Here is an 18,058-nt window from a genome sequence, read left to right on the forward strand (position 1 = left end):
ATTAGAAAAGGAGGAATGAAAATGACACAACCTTGTTACGCTGTTGTTGATTTAGAAACGACGGGTAATCAATTAGATTATGATGAAATTATTCAAATTGGTATTACTTTCGTTCATGATAATAAAATAATTGGCACCTATCACTCTATGGTGAAAACAGATTTAGAAATTCCTCCTTTTATTCAAGCATTAACCTCAATTGAAGAAGAAATGCTAAATCAATCACCATATTTTCATGAAATTGCTGACGATATCTATAAGCAACTAGAAGGTTGCATCTTTGTAGCACATAACGTGACCTTTGACTTAAATTTTATAAAAAAATCGTTTAAAAATTGCAATATCAAATATAAACCTAAAAAGGTATTAGATACATTAGAGTTGTTTAAAGTAGCTTTCCCAACAGATAAAAGTTACCAATTAAGTGAATTAGCAGAATCTCATGGAATCATATTAAATAATGCTCACCGTGCTGATGAAGATGCTGCAACGACGGCACAACTTATGATACTTGCTTTTAATAAATTTGAAGCGCTCCATTTAGACACTTTAAAGCAACTTTATTATTTAAGTAAAAATTTAAAGTATGATTTACATGATGTTCTTTTTGAAATGGCTCGAAACCATAATCATGAACCTTTAAATGAAGATTTCGATCAGTTTGAACAGATTATTTATAAAAAACAAAAAGATTTTAAAGCGCCTACTGCCAATTTTGATGGAACCTTAAAAGATCTATATACAGATATTACTGAAAAATTAAATTTAACGTATAGACCACAACAATTATATTTAGCTGAAATTATATTAGAACAATTGATGCATAGTGAAAAAGCCATGATTGAGGCACCATTAGGAAGTGGCAAATCATTTTCTTATTTATTAGCATCATTAATGTATAATATTCAAACTGGGAAACATGTAATGATTTCTACAAATACAAAATTATTACAAAGCCAATTGTTGGAGAAAGATATACCTGCTCTAAAATCAGCTTTAAATTTTAAAATAAATGCTTCATTAATCAAAAGTAAAAGAGACTATATTTCTTTAGGATTAATCAGTCAAATTTTGAAAGATGAATCTAATAATTACGAAGTAAGCATTTTAAAAATGCAATTATTAATTTGGATTACAGAAACGCATACTGGAGATATTCAAGAGTTAGATTTAAAAGGCGGACAGAAAATGTATTACGAACAAAAGTTAGAAACTTATGTTCCAGTGCGTAATGACATTAATTATTTTAACTTTATTAAACGCAACGCAAAAAATATTCAAATCGGTATTACTAATCATGCACATTTAATTCATGCTTCACATGATAATACAATCTATCAATTATTTGATGATTGTATTATTGACGAAGCACATAGATTACCTGACTATGCTTTAAATCAAGTTACGAATGAGTTAAGTTATTCTGATGTTAAGTATCAATTAGGACTGATTGGTAAAACTGAAAACGAAAAATTGCTTGCAGCAATCGACTATTTAGAACAACAACGTATACTTGAAAAGTTAGATATACCACCAATCGATGTTTTTGGCCTTAAAACAAATATCAATGAAATACATGATTTAAACGAACAATTGTTTAGTACTATGTTTAATAGCATCCAACAATCAGAAATACATGATGATGAAGTGCATAAAGTTCATTTTGTATATCATTTCGATGTAACGCCGATTTTGAATGATTTGCATGCCGTTATTCATAAATTAAACATGACTTTAGAATTCTTTAATGGCATGAGCCATAAAGCGATTAAAACAGTAAGAAAACAATTACTTTATATCAATGATAAATTTAGGGCAATTGAAACTAGTTTAAAAAATAATCATATTAGTTATTTGTCTATTAAAAATATTAATCAAAAATCCACAATAAAATTAAATGTCAAAGATTATGATGTGAAAGAAATACTAACAAAACAAGTGTTAGATAAATTTAATGCGCTAACATTCATTTCAGGTACTTTAACCTTTAATCATTCATTTGAAAATTTCAAGCAGTGGTTTAATAAGGACATCGTTTTTAATACTTATGAACTTGATACTACTGCAGTATCTTCAAATCAGACAACAGTATTTATACCAAATGATATTGCTTCATATAATTATAAAAATATTGATGATTATGTGAGCTCTATTGTCAATTATGTTATAGAATATACAACAGTCGTTGAATCAAAATGTTTAATTCTTTTCACTAGTTATAAGATGATGCATATGGTACAAGAACTCTTGAATGAATTACCTGAATTTGAAGATTATGTAATACTCACGCAACAACAAAACCAAAACTATAAAATTGTTCAACAATTCAACAGTTTTTCTAAAGCCATATTATTAGGGACTGGAACATTTTTTGAAGGGTTTGATTTTCAATCAAATGGTATCAAATGCGTTATGATCACAAAACTACCGTTCATGAATCATAATAATACTAAATATTGGCTAATGGAATCTGAATTCACTTCCACATTCAAAGATTTTGTATTACCAGATGCTGTTACGCGTTTCAGACAGGGGTTAGGTAGACTTATTCGAAATGAACAAGATAAAGGCATAATTGTATCCTTTGATGATCGTTTAATTAAAAGTAATTACAAACAATTCTTTGAACAATCACTAGAAAGTTATCGCCAAAAAAAAGGTGATATAAAACAATTTTCAAGCTTACTTAAAAAAATAAAAAAAGAGACAACACATTATTAAAAGTTAACACGCGCAACTAGAAGTTGTATCTTGATTTTGTTAAAATGTATAAGGATTAATAAAAGAAGACTACAAAAATATTAGGAGTTTGGTTATGAAAACAACGATAAAAGAAGCAAAACATTACATTAACCAAGAAGTAACGATAGGTGCTTGGTTAACGAATAAACGTTCAAGTGGTAAAATTGCATTCTTGCAGTTAAGAGATGGTACTGGCTTTATGCAAGGTGTCGTAGTAAAAGCTGATGTAGACGAAGATACTTTTCAATTAGCTAAAGATATTACGCAAGAAACTTCATTATATATTACTGGCGTTATCTCAGAAGATAATCGTTCTGACTTAGGTTATGAAATGCAAGTAAAATCTATTGAAATCATCGCAGAAGCACATGATTACCCAATCACACCGAAAAACCATGGTACAGAATTCTTAATGGATCATCGTCACCTTTGGTTACGTTCAAAAAAACAACATGCAGTTATGAAAATAAGAAACGAAATTATTCGTGCAACTTATGAATTCTTTAATAATACTGGGTTTACTAAAATAGATCCACCTATTTTAACAGCTAGTGCACCAGAAGGCACAAGTGAACTATTCCATACTAAATATTTTGATCAAGATGCTTTTTTATCTCAAAGTGGTCAACTCTATTTAGAAGCAGCTGCAATGGCTCACGGTAAAGTATTTTCATTTGGACCGACATTCCGTGCAGAAAAATCTAAAACACGTCGTCATTTAATTGAATTTTGGATGATAGAAGCTGAAAAAGCATTTTGCGATCATATCGAAAGCTTAGAAATTCAAGAGCAATATGTAACTCATGTTGTTAAATCAGTACTAGAAAATTGTAAATTAGAATTAAATATTTTAGAACGTGATACTGAAAAGCTTGAAAAAGTTGCAACTCCTTTCCCACGTATCACATATGATGATGCAGTTGAATTCTTGAAAGAACAAGGTTTTGATGACATTGAATGGGGTGAAGACTTCGGTGCCCCCCATGAAACTGCAATTGCAAATCATTATGATTTACCTGTATTTATTACAAATTATCCAACAAAAATCAAACCATTCTATATGCAACCAAATCCTGATAATGAGGATACTGTGTTGTGTGCAGATTTAATTGCACCTGAAGGATATGGTGAAATAATTGGTGGTTCTGAACGTATTAATGACCTTGCATTATTAGAACAACGTATCAATGAATTTGAATTAGATGCTGAAAGTTATAGTTACTATTTAGATTTACGCCGTTATGGCAGTGTACCTCATAGTGGGTTCGGATTAGGACTTGAAAGAACAGTTGCATGGTTATCAGGTGTAGAACATGTTCGTGAAACTGCACCATTCCCTCGTTTATTAAATCGTCTATATCCATAACCTTATCAATACAAGTAACTACCGAAGCTACGTCCAGTCTATTTTATGGCTGGACTTTTTTATAATATTTATACAAGATAAGGAGGGATGTATTTGAATATAGATATGCTAAAGACTAGACCTGTTGTAATTCACAAAGAATTACTAGAACACTATAATGAATTAGGTATCAATGAACGTGAATTAGTTATTTTGATAAAATTGATTCATGCATCGGAAATGACCAATAAACAACCATCTATTGAATCTTTACAGAAAGGAACTTCACTAGATTCCAGGGAAATTACTGCCATTATACAAAATCTTATTCAACGTGATTTATTAGAATTAAACGTTAATAAAGATGAAGAAGGCAAATTTACTGAATATATGAATCTCGATCCATTTTATTATAAACTAAATGATATTATGCAACACGTTAATGATAATAATAATCAAAAACAAACTGAACTTGAATTCAACAAGCTTTTTCAACAAATTGAACAAGCTTTTGGTAGACCGTTATCACCATATGAAATTGAGACATTAAACCAATGGTTAGATGTAGATAAACACGACTTAAGTGTGATTCAAGCAGCTTTAGATGAGGCAGAAAGCCAAAACAAAATGAGTTTTAAATATATTGATAGAATTCTGTTAAATTGGAAAAAAAATAATGTGAAAACCATTGAAGATTCCAAAAAAATAAGCCGACAGTTTAACCAACCTAAAATGAAACACACAGTAAAAAAAGTGCCTAAATTTGATTGGCTAAATGAGGAGAATCAAGATGATAAGTAATAAAAAATCTTTAGAAATGATTGACGTCATTGCTAATATGTTCCCAAACGCTGAATGCGAACTTGTACATGATAATCCATTTGAACTAACAATTGCAGTGTTATTATCAGCACAAACTACAGATATTTCTGTTAATAAACTAACTAAAAATCTTTTTAAAAAATATAAAACACCTGAAGATTATCTAAATGTAGATATCTCAGAATTAGAAAATGATCTTCGTACTATTGGCTTATATAGAAATAAAGCTAAAAATATCCAAAAATTATGTGCATCATTACTAAATAAATTTGATGGCGTCATTCCTCAAACACATGCAGAGCTTGAAAGTCTAGCTGGAGTGGGGCGTAAAACAGCAAATGTAGTGATGAGTGTTGCTTTTAATGAACCTTCGCTTGCAGTAGATACTCATGTAGAACGTGTAGCTAAACGTTTAGGTATTTGTAGGTGGAAAGATAATGTTAGACAAGTTGAAGATAAATTATGCAAAGTAGTACCTAGAGAACGTTGGAATAAAACGCATCATCAACTTATTTTCTTCGGACGCTATCACTGTTTAGCACGTAGCCCTAAATGTGATATTTGCCCCTTATTTAATGAATGTAGAGAAGGGCAAAAAAGATATAAAGCCAGTTTGAAAGAAGTGTGACACAATTGATTTCAAAAGAAGATTTTATAAGATTAGAAGAACAAATAGATTTATTCTCGAAACAAAAAAAATTAAATTCTGAAGAAGCTAAGGTATTAATTGATGAATATTTTGATATGATTGAAACTTTTTTTAAACAAATCAATCACATTCATACGATTGACTTTGAGCGATTAACCGATTATCCAGTTGTACCAATGAATTTTAAAGAACGTTATCATTATATGATTGCGCGTAAATATCATTTTATGGGTTATAGTCAAATGAAGACACTTAAATCGGAATTAATTAAAATGAATGCATCATACCAAATACGAAACAAAAATAAAGGCCATTAACACAAATATTTAGCGTTGAAATTGAGTTACAAATCAATTTTGTGATGTCATTACAATCATATAGCAATATTTTAAACAAAATGCGTCTTGAAACATCATTGATCCGTCCAGACTTATTCATATGGTCAATAGATAGTAGAGCTGAAATTAATAAGTCCCACTTCTCAAATTATTGAGTTAGTGGGACTTATGCATGAGCTACAGTTCAGATAATCCTCTTATATTTTTTCAATTATGATCATCCTTGCCGAAGTGACAACGAAACCATTTTAATATAATTAGATTTCTGTCTCATTTCTTTTTATTTAATTTCCAAAGGTTTTGGTGCTCTATGCTTATCAAATTTACACTTGATACTTAGTTTCTTATTCATACAATTCCATAAAATGTCAACAAGTAACAAAATCTCTATAAAATAAAGAAAACGCCAATTTCTATATAATTTCAATAGAAATTGGCGTTTATGTGTTCATAAACAATGATGATAACTAAGCACATTTTGGGCTTTGTAATAGATACTCAAAAACTTCAATTAATAATTATTGCGCTCTTGATAAGCCATTAGAATTATTTGTATTACTACTGTTTGAGCTAGTTGATGAAGCTGATGAAGAACTATTGCTATTATTATCACTGTCATTGCTATTACTATTACTGTTGCCACCTTGTCCTCGAGGTTTATTACTTGTTGTATTGTCATCAGGATGTCCTGCAACAGATAGGCTATCTTTACTATCACCATTTACTGAATCAGGTTTATTAAAGTCTTTGCCATCTCTTGGTGAGATATTGCTCATTACATCCTCGAATAGATATTGAGGATACTCTTGTTCGTCATGTCCAACAAATGAATTTACGCCGCCTTGTTTAACTTCTTTGAAGCCCATCCATACTGACATGCTGTATTTTGGTGTGAAGCCATTCATCCATACATCTTTTGCAGCATCATCAGGTAAGCCATATTGTTGGTAAGTTTGGTCACCATAAGTACCTGTACCAGTTTTTGCTGCAACATTTACCCCGGATATACCATGGCCATATGCTGAACCATATGCTTCAAATGTACCTTTAAGTACTTCTGCTAACATATAAGAAGTGGAATCTTTCATTGCTTTCTTACTTGTATGATCGTAATTAATTGTTTCTCCATCTTCTTTTTCTACTTTTTTAATAGAATGTGCATTATTATATTCGCCACCATTTGCAATAGATGCAAATGCAGATGCTAGTTGTGTAGGTGAGAATTCTGATGATGAACCACCTAATACTTCAGAAGGTCCTATATCTCCTTCATATTCTAAACCAACTTTATTAGCGAAATTTTTTGGTGCGTCATTTCCAGCGTTCTCTTTTGAAGATTGCCAAGCTTTTAATGCTGGTATATTGAAACTTTGACGTAAAGCGTCATACAATTTAACTTCACCATGACCTTTAGTATCATAGTTTCTAAATGTGACACCATCAACTTGATATGCTTCTTCATCCTGAATTGCGTGATTCGTAGCCCAATTCATATTTTCAATGGCAGGGCCATACGCTAAGAATGGTTTTAATGATGAACCAGTAGGGTGAGCATCTGTAGCTAAGTTTCTGTCAACGATATCTTTATAATTTCTACCGCCAGATATAGCAACTAAACCACCAGATTCACTGTCTACAATAGAAGCACCAACTTGTTGGTCTTCATTTTTATAGTAACCACCATTATCTACACGATCTTGCAGTGTTTTTTGGACATCTTTGTCCATATTTGTGTAGATTTTGACACCACTATTAAGCACTTCACCTAAATCTTTGCCCTTGAAAGCTTTATTATTCATTAATTCAGATTTTACGAAGTTAACGTAAGAATCATATTCAGGATTTGAACTTTTATCACTCACTTGGCGATCTTCTGAATCACGTTTTACTAAGTTATCTTCTAATGATGTATTTTGTGCTTCTTCTTTTTGTTTCTTAGTAATACGATTATGATATTCCATTAGGTATAAAACAGTATCTTTACGTGATTCTGCTTCTTTTGGATGATCATAAATATTATAAGTATTTGGAACTTGCGGTAAACCAGCAAGATATGCCGATTCAGCTAAATTTAAATCTTTCAAATCTTTATCAAAGTAATATTTAGCTGCAGCTTTCACACCATAAACACTGTCAGAATAGTAAATTTTATTTAAATACATCTCAAAAATTTCATCTTTACTATATTCTTGTTCGAGTCTATATGATAAATAAGCTTCTTGTGCTTTACGTGCTATTGATTTTTGATCCGTTAAGAACGAACGCTTAACTACTTGTTGAGTTAATGTTGATGCACCTTGCGAACCAAATCCACCCGTAAAGTTTTTAGCTACTGCACCAAACAAACGTTTATAGTCGAGTGCACCATGATCATAGAAACGATTATCTTCTGTTGCCAAGACAGCTGATTTCATGTTTTTAGGCACTTCATCTAAATCAACATGCTCACGTCTTTGTCCATTATCAATCGTTTTAATCAAATCGCCATCTTTATCATATATTTTAGCAGGAATTGGATCTTGTAATTTTGATTCTGTAAATGCAGGTGCTTTCCAAGCATAATATGCAAATAACAAAATACCAATTAATGCTAGAACAATGAAGGCTATGATGAGAAACCCGATTATCTTAATAATCGTTCTTTTTATATTCCTATTCTTTTTTTCTCCGGACTTATCATTCTTATTTGAATCGGAAGTCCTTTTTTTCTCCGTCATACGCGGTCCTCACTTTCATCTAATATCAACTTATCAACTGCTTTGAGGTAATTCAATCTTGGTTGATACTGATAAGGAATATAGTAACCATTTTTTCTAATTTCTTCAACCGTAATCGACTTTTTAATTTCTTTTTTGTACCGATGCCAATAATATTTAAACTTGCGAAAAGGCAATAAATAAACTTCATCTAATAATTTAAAGCGAATTAATAAAAAAACAATTCCTCCCTGATCATAGCAAGCATCCATATGCACCACTTGGTGTTCATGCATGTTATTCAATGGAAAAGAAGTTTTATTTTTAGTTTCTTTCGCTTCAAAATCTAAATAGTGCCCTTTGTAAATACCATTGTAATCAGTAGTCGAAGGCGTTCGGAAATAAGCCTCATTAATTACCGCCTTACTTCTCATAGGATAATGAACATTAACTATTTGAACGGGGGTGGGCTTTTTATGTATAACAGCTTGCCCAAGTTTCAAATAGTGCGTATTAGATAATTCAATATCACTCTCAAGTGACATGCCTCTGCCACCATAGTTTATTTTACTCTTTTCATCCTTATAAGTTCGTCCGACTTGAGACTTATTTCCGTAAAATGGTTTCCCATTTGGATAATTCATTGTTTTTCACCACTTTAATTTGGTTTCAAAAACTTTTTTCATTATACATGAAAATAATCTTTTTTTCCAAACTATGAAATATAATGCAATGTATCTGTACATACATCAATATTTATTTTAACGTGCTTTTCTCAATTAAACAATATTTCCCTATAAATATGCCTGGAATATGACATAAATGTTAGATGATGGTTTCAAAAATGACTATCAAATTTATTTGTGGTAAATTTAATGTGTAGGAGGAAACTTCATGCAACAATTAATTATCCAACTATTAAATGATGTGCAAATGATGCAAGATAGATATGAATCAGTCAAATCGAAAGGTATAGACTATGATTTTTACAAAGATGTTGTTCCATTTACGAGTTACATAGATAACCTGTTAGAAACACTTAGCACATTTGAGCCTAAAATACTACAACTATCCTATATGAATAAGAAAAAATTTGATTTACTTATTTCAAATATTGAATCACTGTCAGTTGAATGTCATTTTAAAAGGACTAGCCGTAAATTATTCACAGAAAAAGTTAAGGCAGTACAATACGATTTAAGTTATATACAAAGAAGTGATGTTACATTATGATAAGGACAATTTATGTGACTGGTTATAAGTCATTTGAACTTAATATCTTTAAAGATGATGCACCTGAAGTTTCTTATTTGAAAAAATTTATAGCACATAAATTAAAATCATTGATTGAAGAAGGGCTTGAATGGGTATTAATACAAGGACAGATGGGTATAGAATTATGGACAGCTGAAGTAGTAATTGATTTAAAAGAGACATATCCTAATCTTAAACTCGGTGTGGTCACACCATTTTATGGTCATACTGATAGATGGAATGAACAAAATCAAGCAAAATATAATCACATTGTGCAACATGCTGATTTTGTAGATAGCGTATTTCATACATCATATGTAGGGCCACATCAATTTAAACAGACAGATCAATTTATGCTCGACCATACTGATCAATCATTACTGATATATGACGAAGAACAAGAAGCTAGTCCAAAATACTTTAAACAAATGTTAGTTGATTTTATGGAAAAAACAAATTATACTTGTGACATTGTTTCGTTCGATGAATTAACGGAATTTATCAACGATTTGCAGTGGTCTCAAGAACAAAGTTTCGAATGAGGTGGAAAAATATGTCAGATGTTTCATTAAAACTATCAGCTAAAGATATTTATGAAAAAGATTTTGAAAAAACTATGACACGTGGTTATAGAAGGGAAGAAGTAGATGCTTTCTTAGACGACATCATAGCAGATTATCAAAAGATGGCAGATTTAGATAATGAAGTTGTTAAACTTTCCGAAGAAAATAACAAATTAAAAAAAGAACTAGAAGAATTGAGATTACGAGTGGCTACTTCAAGACCACAAGAGAATAAAAACTTTTCAACAAACGGTAATGCTACAAGCAATACTACTAATAATAACAACGTCGATATTCTAAAAAGAATTTCAAACCTAGAAAAAGCAGTGTTCGGTAAATAATATAACTAACTGTCACAACAAATGATTATGTATACGTAGTAGTTATTGCGTACATAAAGATAAGTTTTGATTTTCCCCAAAACTTATCTTATTTTTATTTGTTCTAGTCTTTGAAAAGTGATATACTCTTAAAGATGGTGTTTTGGGTAATCGCTATAGCGATATAGAGGAAAGTCCATGCTCACACAATCTGAGATGATTGTAGTGTTCGTGCTTGATGAAACAATAAGTCAAGGCATTAAATTGACGGCAACGAAATAACCTAAGTCTTTAGATAAGGTTAAAATAGTTTGAAAGTGCCACAGTGACGTAGCTTTTATAGAAATATAAAAGGTGGAACGCGGTAAACCCCTCGAGTGAGCAATCCAAATTAGGTAGGAGCACTTATTTAATGGAATTCAACGTATAAATAAGGTATACTTTTAAAGTGTATATAGACAGATGGTTACCACCAGCGTACGAGTGTAACTAGTACACGTTGGCAGTACAAAGGTACAAAACATGGCTTATAGAAACATCATTACTAGACCCCAAGCTCTCCCACTTAGGAGAGCTTTTTTAATGTTTAAAATTCACATAAAATTTTAATATGAACCTAAACAGAAGTTAAGTCATATCTATTTAAAATAACTTTTGATAAAATTAAATTAAATCAATTTAAAAAAAGGAGCAAAACAATGTATCAATTATTAGCTGTATGCCCAATGGGGTTAGAAGCAGTTGTTTCTAAGGAAATCCAAGATCTTGGTTATGCAACAACAGTAGAAAACGGCAAAATCTTTTTCGAAGGCGATGAAACAGCAATAGTTAAATGCAATTTATGGCTAAGAACTGCCGATAGAATAAAAATTGTTGTTGGTCAATTTAATGCAAAAACATTTGATGAATTATTTGAAAAAACAAAAGAACTCCCATGGGAATCGATTATTGAAAAAGAAGGAAACTTTCCTGTACAAGGTCGAAGTGTAAAATCTACTTTATTTAGTGTGCCAGATTGCCAAGCAATTGTTAAAAAAGCAATTGTTGAACGATTAAAAACTGCTTATCAAGAAAAAGGGTGGCTAGATGAATCAGGTGCTAAATACCCAGTTGAAGTAGCTCTATTAAAGGATAAAGCACTATTGACAATAGATACCTCTGGATCAGGGCTAAACAAACGTGGCTATAGGCTTGCCCAAGGTGAAGCGCCTATAAAAGAAACACTTGCTGCTAGTTTGATTAAATTAGCAAATTGGACAGGTGATACACCATTGATAGATCCATTTTGTGGTTCTGGCACGATTGCGATTGAAGCATGTTTAATAGCTCAAAATATTGCACCTGGTTTTAATCGAGATTTCGTTTCAGAAACATGGGATATTATGCCTGATGGACTATACGATGAATTGAGAGATGAAGCTGATCAACAAGCTCATTACGATAGACCTTTAGAGATCTACGCATCAGATATTGACCCAGAAATGATAGAAATAGCGCGTAGAAATGCTGAAGAAGTCGGCTTATCAGACATTATTAACTTTAAAGTTCAAGATGTTAACACCTTATCAATAGAGTCAGAAGCACCAATTGCTTTAATTGGCAATCCACCATATGGTGAACGTATTGGTGATAGAGCAGAAGTTGAAGAAATGTATCGTTATATTGGTCAATTAATGCAGAAACACCCTTATTTATCAACTTATATTTTAACAAGTAATAATGAATTTGAATTTTTAGTTAATAAAAAAGCTACAAAAAGAAGAAAGCTATTTAATGGTTATATCGAGTGTACTTATTATCAATATTGGGGGAATAAAAAACCTAAAAATTAGACTGCATGAATCAATCAGAAAGAGGTGCGACAAATGAATAACGAGTTTAAAAAAGGCATATTTTTTGCTTTTGGTGCATATATTTTATGGGGGATTTTACCTATATATTGGGATCTAATAGAAGATATTGGTGCATTTGAAATATTAGCTTTCAGAATTATACTTTCAATGATATTTATGCTGATAGTAGTAGTAATCACTAACAATACAGCACCATTCAAACGCGATTTACAACAGCTCATTGCAAATCCTATACAACTCATTGCTATCATAGCTGCTGGCTATGTAATAACAATTAATTGGGGTACTTTCATATGGGCAGTTACGAACGGTCACGTATTACAATCAAGTTTAGGCTATTATATTAATCCACTCGTAAGCATTCTATTAGCGTTAATTTTCCTCAAAGAACGGTTTAATAAATTAGAATGGATTGCTATTGGATTTGCAGTCATCGGAGTTTTGTATATGACTATAAGAGTCGGTGTATTCCCAAGTATTTCATTACTATTAGCATGTTCATTTGGTATTTATGGTTTAATTAAAAAAATCGTGCCAATAGATGCAATTAGTAGTATTACAATAGAATGTATTGTTACTGCACCAGCAGGCATTATATATCTATGGTACATTTGGCAACAAGGTAGTTTAACATTTGGTTATAACACCTCATCTTTTTGGTTGATTTTCTCAGGGGCTGTAACTGCAATTCCACTGATACTTTTCTCAGCTGGTGCACGTAGAATTCCATTGTCGCTTACTGGATTCATACAGTACATTGGTCCTACAATTATGTTTATATTAGGTATTTTCTTATTCAAAGAACCATTTAGTGTCGACCAATTTATCACGTTCATCTTTATTTGGGTTGGCATTGTAATATATAGTATTTCACAGTATGTAAAAATTAAAAAAATAAAAATCCTGCTATCCACTAAATTGTATTGATTACTTCCCTAAGGTAACTTCATAAAAGTTGTTTTAGGGATTTTATTTTTTCTTGACATTAATCAAAACAAGTTTACATATCATACAACTCATTTTATTATATTCAATATCGTAAATATATCATTAGTATAAATCATGCATTTGTAGTATTGTAAAATTAGATATAAAGAAAAGCATTCAAAAAATTATTATATATACTAATATTTATAACCATATATTATAATGGAGTGATTATATGACTAGAGTGTTAATACTAGGGGCAAACGGAGCAATTTCTAAAGCAGCTATTAATTCTTTTTTAGAAAATACCTCATATACACTGAGATTGTTTTTAAGAGACGCGAATAGATTACCTGATTATGCATCAGATCGCATTCGTGTTCGTGAAGGAGACGCTACAAACTTTGAAGATGTGAATAGTGCGATGGAAGATGTAGACATTGTATTTGCTAGTCTTTCAGGTGAATTAGATAAAGAAGCAAGTACTATTGTTAAAGCTATGGAACAGAATCAAGTTGATCGTTTAATATTTGTAGCTGCGCTTGGCATTTATAATGAGGTACCAGGTGAATTTGGCGAATGGGTAAATGAGCAAATCCGTAATTACTTACCAATTTATAAAAAAGCAGCTGACACCATTGAAAGCTCAAAGCTCAATTATACAATTTTAAGACCTGCTTGGTTATCAGATATTAACGAAATTGATTATGAAATTACTCATAAAGATGAACCATTTAAAGGGACAGAAGTTTCCAGAAAAAGTGTTGCTGCTGTTGCAGTACAAATTGCCAAAAATCCTGAACTTTATTTAAAAGATAACATTGGTATTAGCAAACCTAATACTGATTTTAGTAAACCAAGCTGGAAATAAAATTTTAAAAACAACAACATTTTTGTAATGATTGCAAATGCCACCAATTAAGGTGGTATTTTTAATTTTAAATAAAGTCGCTACCAATAACTTTGTAAAACTTCTTTGCTTTTACTAATAAATAAGTACTAAATACAACTTAATTTTGCTAACTTACTTTAGACCCACAAAAATTTGTTATACAATAGAACATAATTACATATAAGTAATAAAGGGGATACATAACATGTCTAAAACGAAGCAACTCGATATTCTATATAAACTAAAAAAAGAAGTTGAAAAATCAGATAATCATAGGCTTGTACATATTATAAATCAAGTCATTAAAAAAATATTTTTAGAACAATATACTGCTACATTTGTTGGTCATTTTTCAGCAGGAAAATCAACGCTCATCAATATGCTACTGGAAGAAAATATTTTACCAAGTTCTCCAGTACCTACAACTAGTAACACAGCAATCGTTTCTGTATCAGATGAACCAGGTATTATAGCAAATTTGAGCAACCAAAAATATACTTTATTAACAAACTATGATGAAGTTAAACAAATGAATCGCGAAAATATTGATGTTGAATCTGTAGAAATTAAATTCCCTTCTGATAAATTTAATAAAGGGTTCACACTTCAAGATACACCAGGTGTTGATTCTAATGTATCGACACATCAATCTAGTACTGAAGAATTTATGTATACAAGTAATGTTCTATTTTACACTGTAGACTATAATCATGTTCAATCTGCAATGAATTTTCAATTTATGAAACAGCTTAATCATGCTGGTGTACCAGTAGTTTTTGTTATCAATCAAATAGATAAACATCATGAATCAGAGATTCCATTCGCCACATTTAAACAACGCGTTGAAAAATCGATTGATGAATGGGAAATCAAATTAGATCAAATATTTTATGTTTCTAAATTTGAACATGAACACAACCAAATTCAAGCATTATCAGACTATCTCATTGATAAAGATCAACGTAGAGAATCAATGTCGGATTATGTGGAACGTACTGTCAATTTTATTACAGACGAACAACTATCATTTATACAACATGAAATTCAAACAATTTTAACAGAGTTGGATATATTTGAAGCAGACTTTGACCAAGCATATTTAAACTTCCAACAACATCAACAAGTAAGTGAAGAAGCAAAATTACTAAATAACCCTGATCAGTTGTATGATTTCTTAAAACAAAAACGTAAAGCCATTCTTGACAATGCATATGTAATGACACACGATACTAGGGAAAAAATAAGAACTTATTTGGAAAGCCGAACTAAAGATTTTAAAGTGGGTGGCTTATTCAATAAAAAGAAAAAAACATTAGAAACACAACAAATTAGACTTAAAGAACTACTTGAGCAATTACAAGAAAAGGTAAACCAAGAAATACGTCAACCTTTGAGAGAAGACATGTCCTTTTTGACACGATTTATTAATTCTTCCGAAGTAAATGATGCTATTTTAAATCAACATTATCAAATCCCTTCAAAACTCGTGGATGATTTGTATCAAATGCAAATATCTATTAGCAATCAATATGTCTTAACATTTTCAGATGATTTAATGAAATCCATCAAACAACATATTGTTAAAGAAACTGAACCAATATTTGAAAAAGCAATAAACCATTCTCAAGCAAACGACATTGGCACTGAAGAAGTAGATGATTATAATGATTATGTTAAATTTATGGAGCTACGTAATTTGAGAGAATCACTTGAAACACAAAATTACAGACACTACTATATTCATATTGATGATTCATTAGATAAATTAATAGATAGAGAAGAAATCACTTATCAAGCTAAACAGGAACATTCAGTGAATAAAAAACAAAATCAACCTAGTACCACTAAAGCAAAATCAACAAATACTTCAATTCAAGATATAAAACGTTCATTAGATTTAATAAAAAATATTCCATTATTTGAACAAACTAAGCAAGATATCAATGATGCATTAAATCGCCTTGATAATAAAATTATTAAAATAGGGGTTTTCGGAACATTCAGTGCCGGAAAAAGTAGTTTAATCAATGCGCTACTTGGTGATGCGTATCTTGTAAGCTCGCCAAATCCTACAACAGCTGCAATGACAGAATTGACTTATGGTGAGGAAAGTCAAATCACACTTAAATCATCAGAACAAATATTAGAAGAATTAAACCAATTATTTGAAGTGGAAAATAAATCTTTTGATTCAATTGAAGCATTTTTAAATCAAAACACACATAAGTTAACAGCATCTTTAGAAAAAAACAAGTTAGCATTTATCAATGCAATTGACAAACATTATACGATGTATCAAGAAATGCTAGAACAAGGCTTAACCCATTCCATTGAACAGGACGAAATTAGAAAATGGAGTGCAGAAGATGAATATGCAACCTTTGTAAATACAGTTCACTTAAGATTACCCATTGATTGGTTAAAAAATAAAGTTATCGTAGATTCACTTGGATTACATTCCAATAATCAGCGTCATACAAATGAAACAGAAAAGATTTTAACTTCTTCAGATTTAATACTTTATGTAAGTTATTTTAATCATTCCTTCACAGATAATGATAAGCGCTTTATTGAGCATATGAAAGAAATGAACCAATTAAGTGAAAACCAAGCATTTAAAATGATCATAAATGCCACTGATTTAGCTGAAACTGAAGAAGATCTGAATGCAGTCATAAACTATGTAAGTGATGCACTTAATCATGTAAATATGAATTCTGATATTTTTGCAGTTTCAAGTCGAAAAGCATTGAATACAGGTGACTCAGGAATTGATAAATTAAAAAATAGTATAGACTACTTTACTCAAGTTGAGTCGAAAGATATATTGCAACAACAAATGACTAAGCAATTAGCAAATATTTCAGAAGCATTTGATCAAATGATAGAAGATGCACAGTATAATCAATCAAAAATGAAGCAACGTAAAAATAAACTCGAACAGTACCAACAACAAATAATACTGAATAATAATATATTACAAATTGCAGTACAACGTGCTTCAAATGAAGTTGAAGATCAAATTTATCACTTAAATGAGCGTTTAAAAATTCAGTTGCTAGATGAGGTAAAATCAATTTATAACGGTCAAATGACACAAAGCAATAACTTCAATGAAGAAAAACGTCTTTCCACTAAACAATACTTAGATCAAATTCATCAAAGATTATATTTAGAACAATCCTTACTTGTAGAACGAATTAAAAAGTATTTCATTCAACAAATACATGAAGAAATCGCACCTTTAAAACAAAAATTGGAACAATTACACATTTTTATCGAACCAGAATTTAATAAAAGTAATATGGAACTAGACGATCCATATTTAAAAATTGAATTAAGCAAAATGATCTCTGCTTTGCCTAAATCACTAACTAAAAAGAACATTTTGCAACCAAAAATGCAAAATGAAATTCAAACTACAATAACTCAAAACACACTTGTGCAACTTAAACCTTGTATTGCTGATTTAAGGAAGGCATTAATTGAAATTGTAAATAAACTGAATAATGATGCAGAAATGAAATTCAATCAGTATGAAAAAGAGATACACACACAAATTAAACAACTTTTAGCTTTTAATATAGATGATTCATTAGTAAAACAACTTCAAGAAACAAATAGCGAACTAAAAGCTCAGTTGTTAACTTAGAAAGA

Annotated in this window: 14 protein-coding genes and 1 other RNA gene; 13 read left to right on the forward strand and 2 right to left on the reverse strand. The window is 30.7% G+C overall.

Features of this window, described 5'->3' with window-relative positions; all coding sequences use genetic code 11:
• Nucleotides 1-21 precede the first annotated feature (21 nt).
• The 5 genes from KA926_RS11265 to KA926_RS11285 all read left to right on the forward strand — a co-directional run bounded on the left by KA926_RS11265 (nt 22) and on the right by KA926_RS11285 (nt 5,875).
• Nucleotides 22-2,721: a helicase C-terminal domain-containing protein gene (locus KA926_RS11265; RefSeq protein WP_210144383.1), complete on the forward strand. Its 2,700-nt coding sequence runs from the start codon at nt 22-24 to the stop codon at nt 2,719-2,721.
• A 94-nt stretch (nt 2,722-2,815) separates the two neighbouring features.
• Nucleotides 2,816-4,108: an asparagine--tRNA ligase gene (asnS, locus tag KA926_RS11270; protein WP_210144384.1), complete on the forward strand. Its 1,293-nt coding sequence runs from the start codon at nt 2,816-2,818 to the stop codon at nt 4,106-4,108.
• 87 nt (nt 4,109-4,195) lie between these two features.
• Entirely contained in the window at nt 4,196-4,888 is a 693-nt protein-coding gene (locus KA926_RS11275) for a DnaD domain-containing protein (RefSeq protein ID WP_419109704.1), read from the forward strand.
• Nucleotides 4,878-5,537 carry an endonuclease III gene (gene nth, locus KA926_RS11280; RefSeq protein WP_107385079.1) on the forward strand — a complete coding sequence of 220 codons (660 nt, stop codon included), beginning with the start codon at nt 4,878-4,880 and terminating at the stop codon, nt 5,535-5,537. Before KA926_RS11275 ends, nth begins: the two co-directional genes overlap by 11 nt.
• Nucleotides 5,538-5,542: 5 nt before the next feature.
• Nucleotides 5,543-5,875 (forward strand): YpoC family protein, encoded by a 333-nt coding sequence (locus KA926_RS11285; RefSeq protein ID WP_107385083.1) that lies wholly within the window; start codon nt 5,543-5,545, stop codon nt 5,873-5,875.
• A 539-nt stretch (nt 5,876-6,414) separates the two neighbouring features.
• Here KA926_RS11285 and KA926_RS11290 read toward each other — a convergent pair.
• Both KA926_RS11290 and recU read right to left on the reverse strand, forming a co-directional pair.
• Nucleotides 6,415-8,613 carry a transglycosylase domain-containing protein gene (locus KA926_RS11290; protein ID WP_210144386.1) on the reverse strand — a complete coding sequence of 733 codons (2,199 nt, stop codon included), beginning with the start codon at nt 8,611-8,613 and terminating at the stop codon, nt 6,415-6,417.
• Nucleotides 8,610-9,236 (reverse strand): Holliday junction resolvase RecU, encoded by a 627-nt coding sequence (gene recU / locus KA926_RS11295; RefSeq protein ID WP_210144387.1) that lies wholly within the window; start codon nt 9,234-9,236, stop codon nt 8,610-8,612. The genes KA926_RS11290 and recU overlap by 4 nt, the downstream gene beginning before the upstream one ends.
• 250 nt (nt 9,237-9,486) lie before the next feature.
• On the opposite strand from recU, the gene KA926_RS11300 reads away from it, so the two are divergent.
• From KA926_RS11300 to KA926_RS11335, 8 genes are all read left to right on the forward strand, one after another.
• Nucleotides 9,487-9,825 carry a DUF1798 family protein gene (locus KA926_RS11300; RefSeq protein ID WP_210144388.1) on the forward strand — a complete coding sequence of 113 codons (339 nt, stop codon included), beginning with the start codon at nt 9,487-9,489 and terminating at the stop codon, nt 9,823-9,825.
• Nucleotides 9,822-10,388, forward strand: coding sequence for an SLOG family protein (locus KA926_RS11305; RefSeq protein ID WP_210144389.1), 567 nt, complete (start codon nt 9,822-9,824; stop codon nt 10,386-10,388). Before KA926_RS11300 ends, KA926_RS11305 begins: the two co-directional genes overlap by 4 nt.
• An 11-nt stretch (nt 10,389-10,399) precedes the next feature.
• Nucleotides 10,400-10,750 carry a cell division regulator GpsB gene (gene gpsB / locus KA926_RS11310; RefSeq protein ID WP_019468939.1) on the forward strand — a complete coding sequence of 117 codons (351 nt, stop codon included), beginning with the start codon at nt 10,400-10,402 and terminating at the stop codon, nt 10,748-10,750.
• A gap of 138 nt (nt 10,751-10,888) precedes the next feature.
• Nucleotides 10,889-11,264: RNase P RNA component class B (gene rnpB, locus KA926_RS11315), an RNA gene on the forward strand.
• Nucleotides 11,265-11,427: 163 nt separating this feature from the next.
• Nucleotides 11,428-12,561, forward strand: coding sequence for a THUMP domain-containing class I SAM-dependent RNA methyltransferase (locus KA926_RS11320; RefSeq protein WP_210144390.1), 1,134 nt, complete (start codon nt 11,428-11,430; stop codon nt 12,559-12,561).
• 33 nt (nt 12,562-12,594) lie between these two features.
• The gene (rarD, locus tag KA926_RS11325) at nt 12,595-13,509 is read left to right on the forward strand and encodes an EamA family transporter RarD (RefSeq protein WP_210144391.1); all 915 of its coding nucleotides are present in this window, start codon (nt 12,595-12,597) and stop codon (nt 13,507-13,509) included.
• A 235-nt stretch (nt 13,510-13,744) separates the two neighbouring features.
• A complete protein-coding gene (locus tag KA926_RS11330; protein WP_210144392.1) occupies nt 13,745-14,380 on the forward strand; it encodes an SDR family oxidoreductase in 636 nt (211 codons plus the stop codon).
• Between the two features lie 226 nt (nt 14,381-14,606).
• Nucleotides 14,607-18,053, forward strand: coding sequence for a dynamin family protein (locus KA926_RS11335; protein WP_210144393.1), 3,447 nt, complete (start codon nt 14,607-14,609; stop codon nt 18,051-18,053).
• The last annotated feature ends 5 nt before the right edge of the window (nt 18,054-18,058 follow it).

This window comes from Staphylococcus sp. GDY8P94P (assembly GCF_017892255.1).
GTDB classification, from domain to species: Bacteria; Bacillota; Bacilli; order Staphylococcales; family Staphylococcaceae; genus Staphylococcus; species Staphylococcus cohnii.

What these genes read in the sequence shown, in the direction of transcription:
- KA926_RS11265 (WP_210144383.1), top strand. Translation starts at nt 22, where the DNA reads ATGACACAACCTTGTTACGCTGTTGTTGATTTAGAAACGACGGGTAAT.
- asnS (WP_210144384.1), top strand. Translation starts at nt 2,816, where the DNA reads ATGAAAACAACGATAAAAGAAGCAAAACATTACATTAACCAAGAAGTA.
- KA926_RS11275 (WP_419109704.1), top strand. Translation starts at nt 4,196, where the DNA reads ATGTATTTGAATATAGATATGCTAAAGACTAGACCTGTTGTAATTCAC.
- nth (WP_107385079.1), top strand. Translation starts at nt 4,878, where the DNA reads ATGATAAGTAATAAAAAATCTTTAGAAATGATTGACGTCATTGCTAAT.
- KA926_RS11290 (WP_210144386.1), bottom strand. Translation starts at nt 8,613, where the DNA reads ATGACGGAGAAAAAAAGGACTTCCGATTCAAATAAGAATGATAAGTCC.
- recU (WP_210144387.1), bottom strand. Translation starts at nt 9,236, where the DNA reads ATGAATTATCCAAATGGGAAACCATTTTACGGAAATAAGTCTCAAGTC.
- KA926_RS11300 (WP_210144388.1), top strand. Translation starts at nt 9,487, where the DNA reads ATGCAACAATTAATTATCCAACTATTAAATGATGTGCAAATGATGCAA.
- KA926_RS11305 (WP_210144389.1), top strand. Translation starts at nt 9,822, where the DNA reads ATGATAAGGACAATTTATGTGACTGGTTATAAGTCATTTGAACTTAAT.
- gpsB (WP_019468939.1), top strand. Translation starts at nt 10,400, where the DNA reads ATGTCAGATGTTTCATTAAAACTATCAGCTAAAGATATTTATGAAAAA.
- KA926_RS11320 (WP_210144390.1), top strand. Translation starts at nt 11,428, where the DNA reads ATGTATCAATTATTAGCTGTATGCCCAATGGGGTTAGAAGCAGTTGTT.
- rarD (WP_210144391.1), top strand. Translation starts at nt 12,595, where the DNA reads ATGAATAACGAGTTTAAAAAAGGCATATTTTTTGCTTTTGGTGCATAT.
- KA926_RS11330 (WP_210144392.1), top strand. Translation starts at nt 13,745, where the DNA reads ATGACTAGAGTGTTAATACTAGGGGCAAACGGAGCAATTTCTAAAGCA.
- KA926_RS11335 (WP_210144393.1), top strand. Translation starts at nt 14,607, where the DNA reads ATGTCTAAAACGAAGCAACTCGATATTCTATATAAACTAAAAAAAGAA.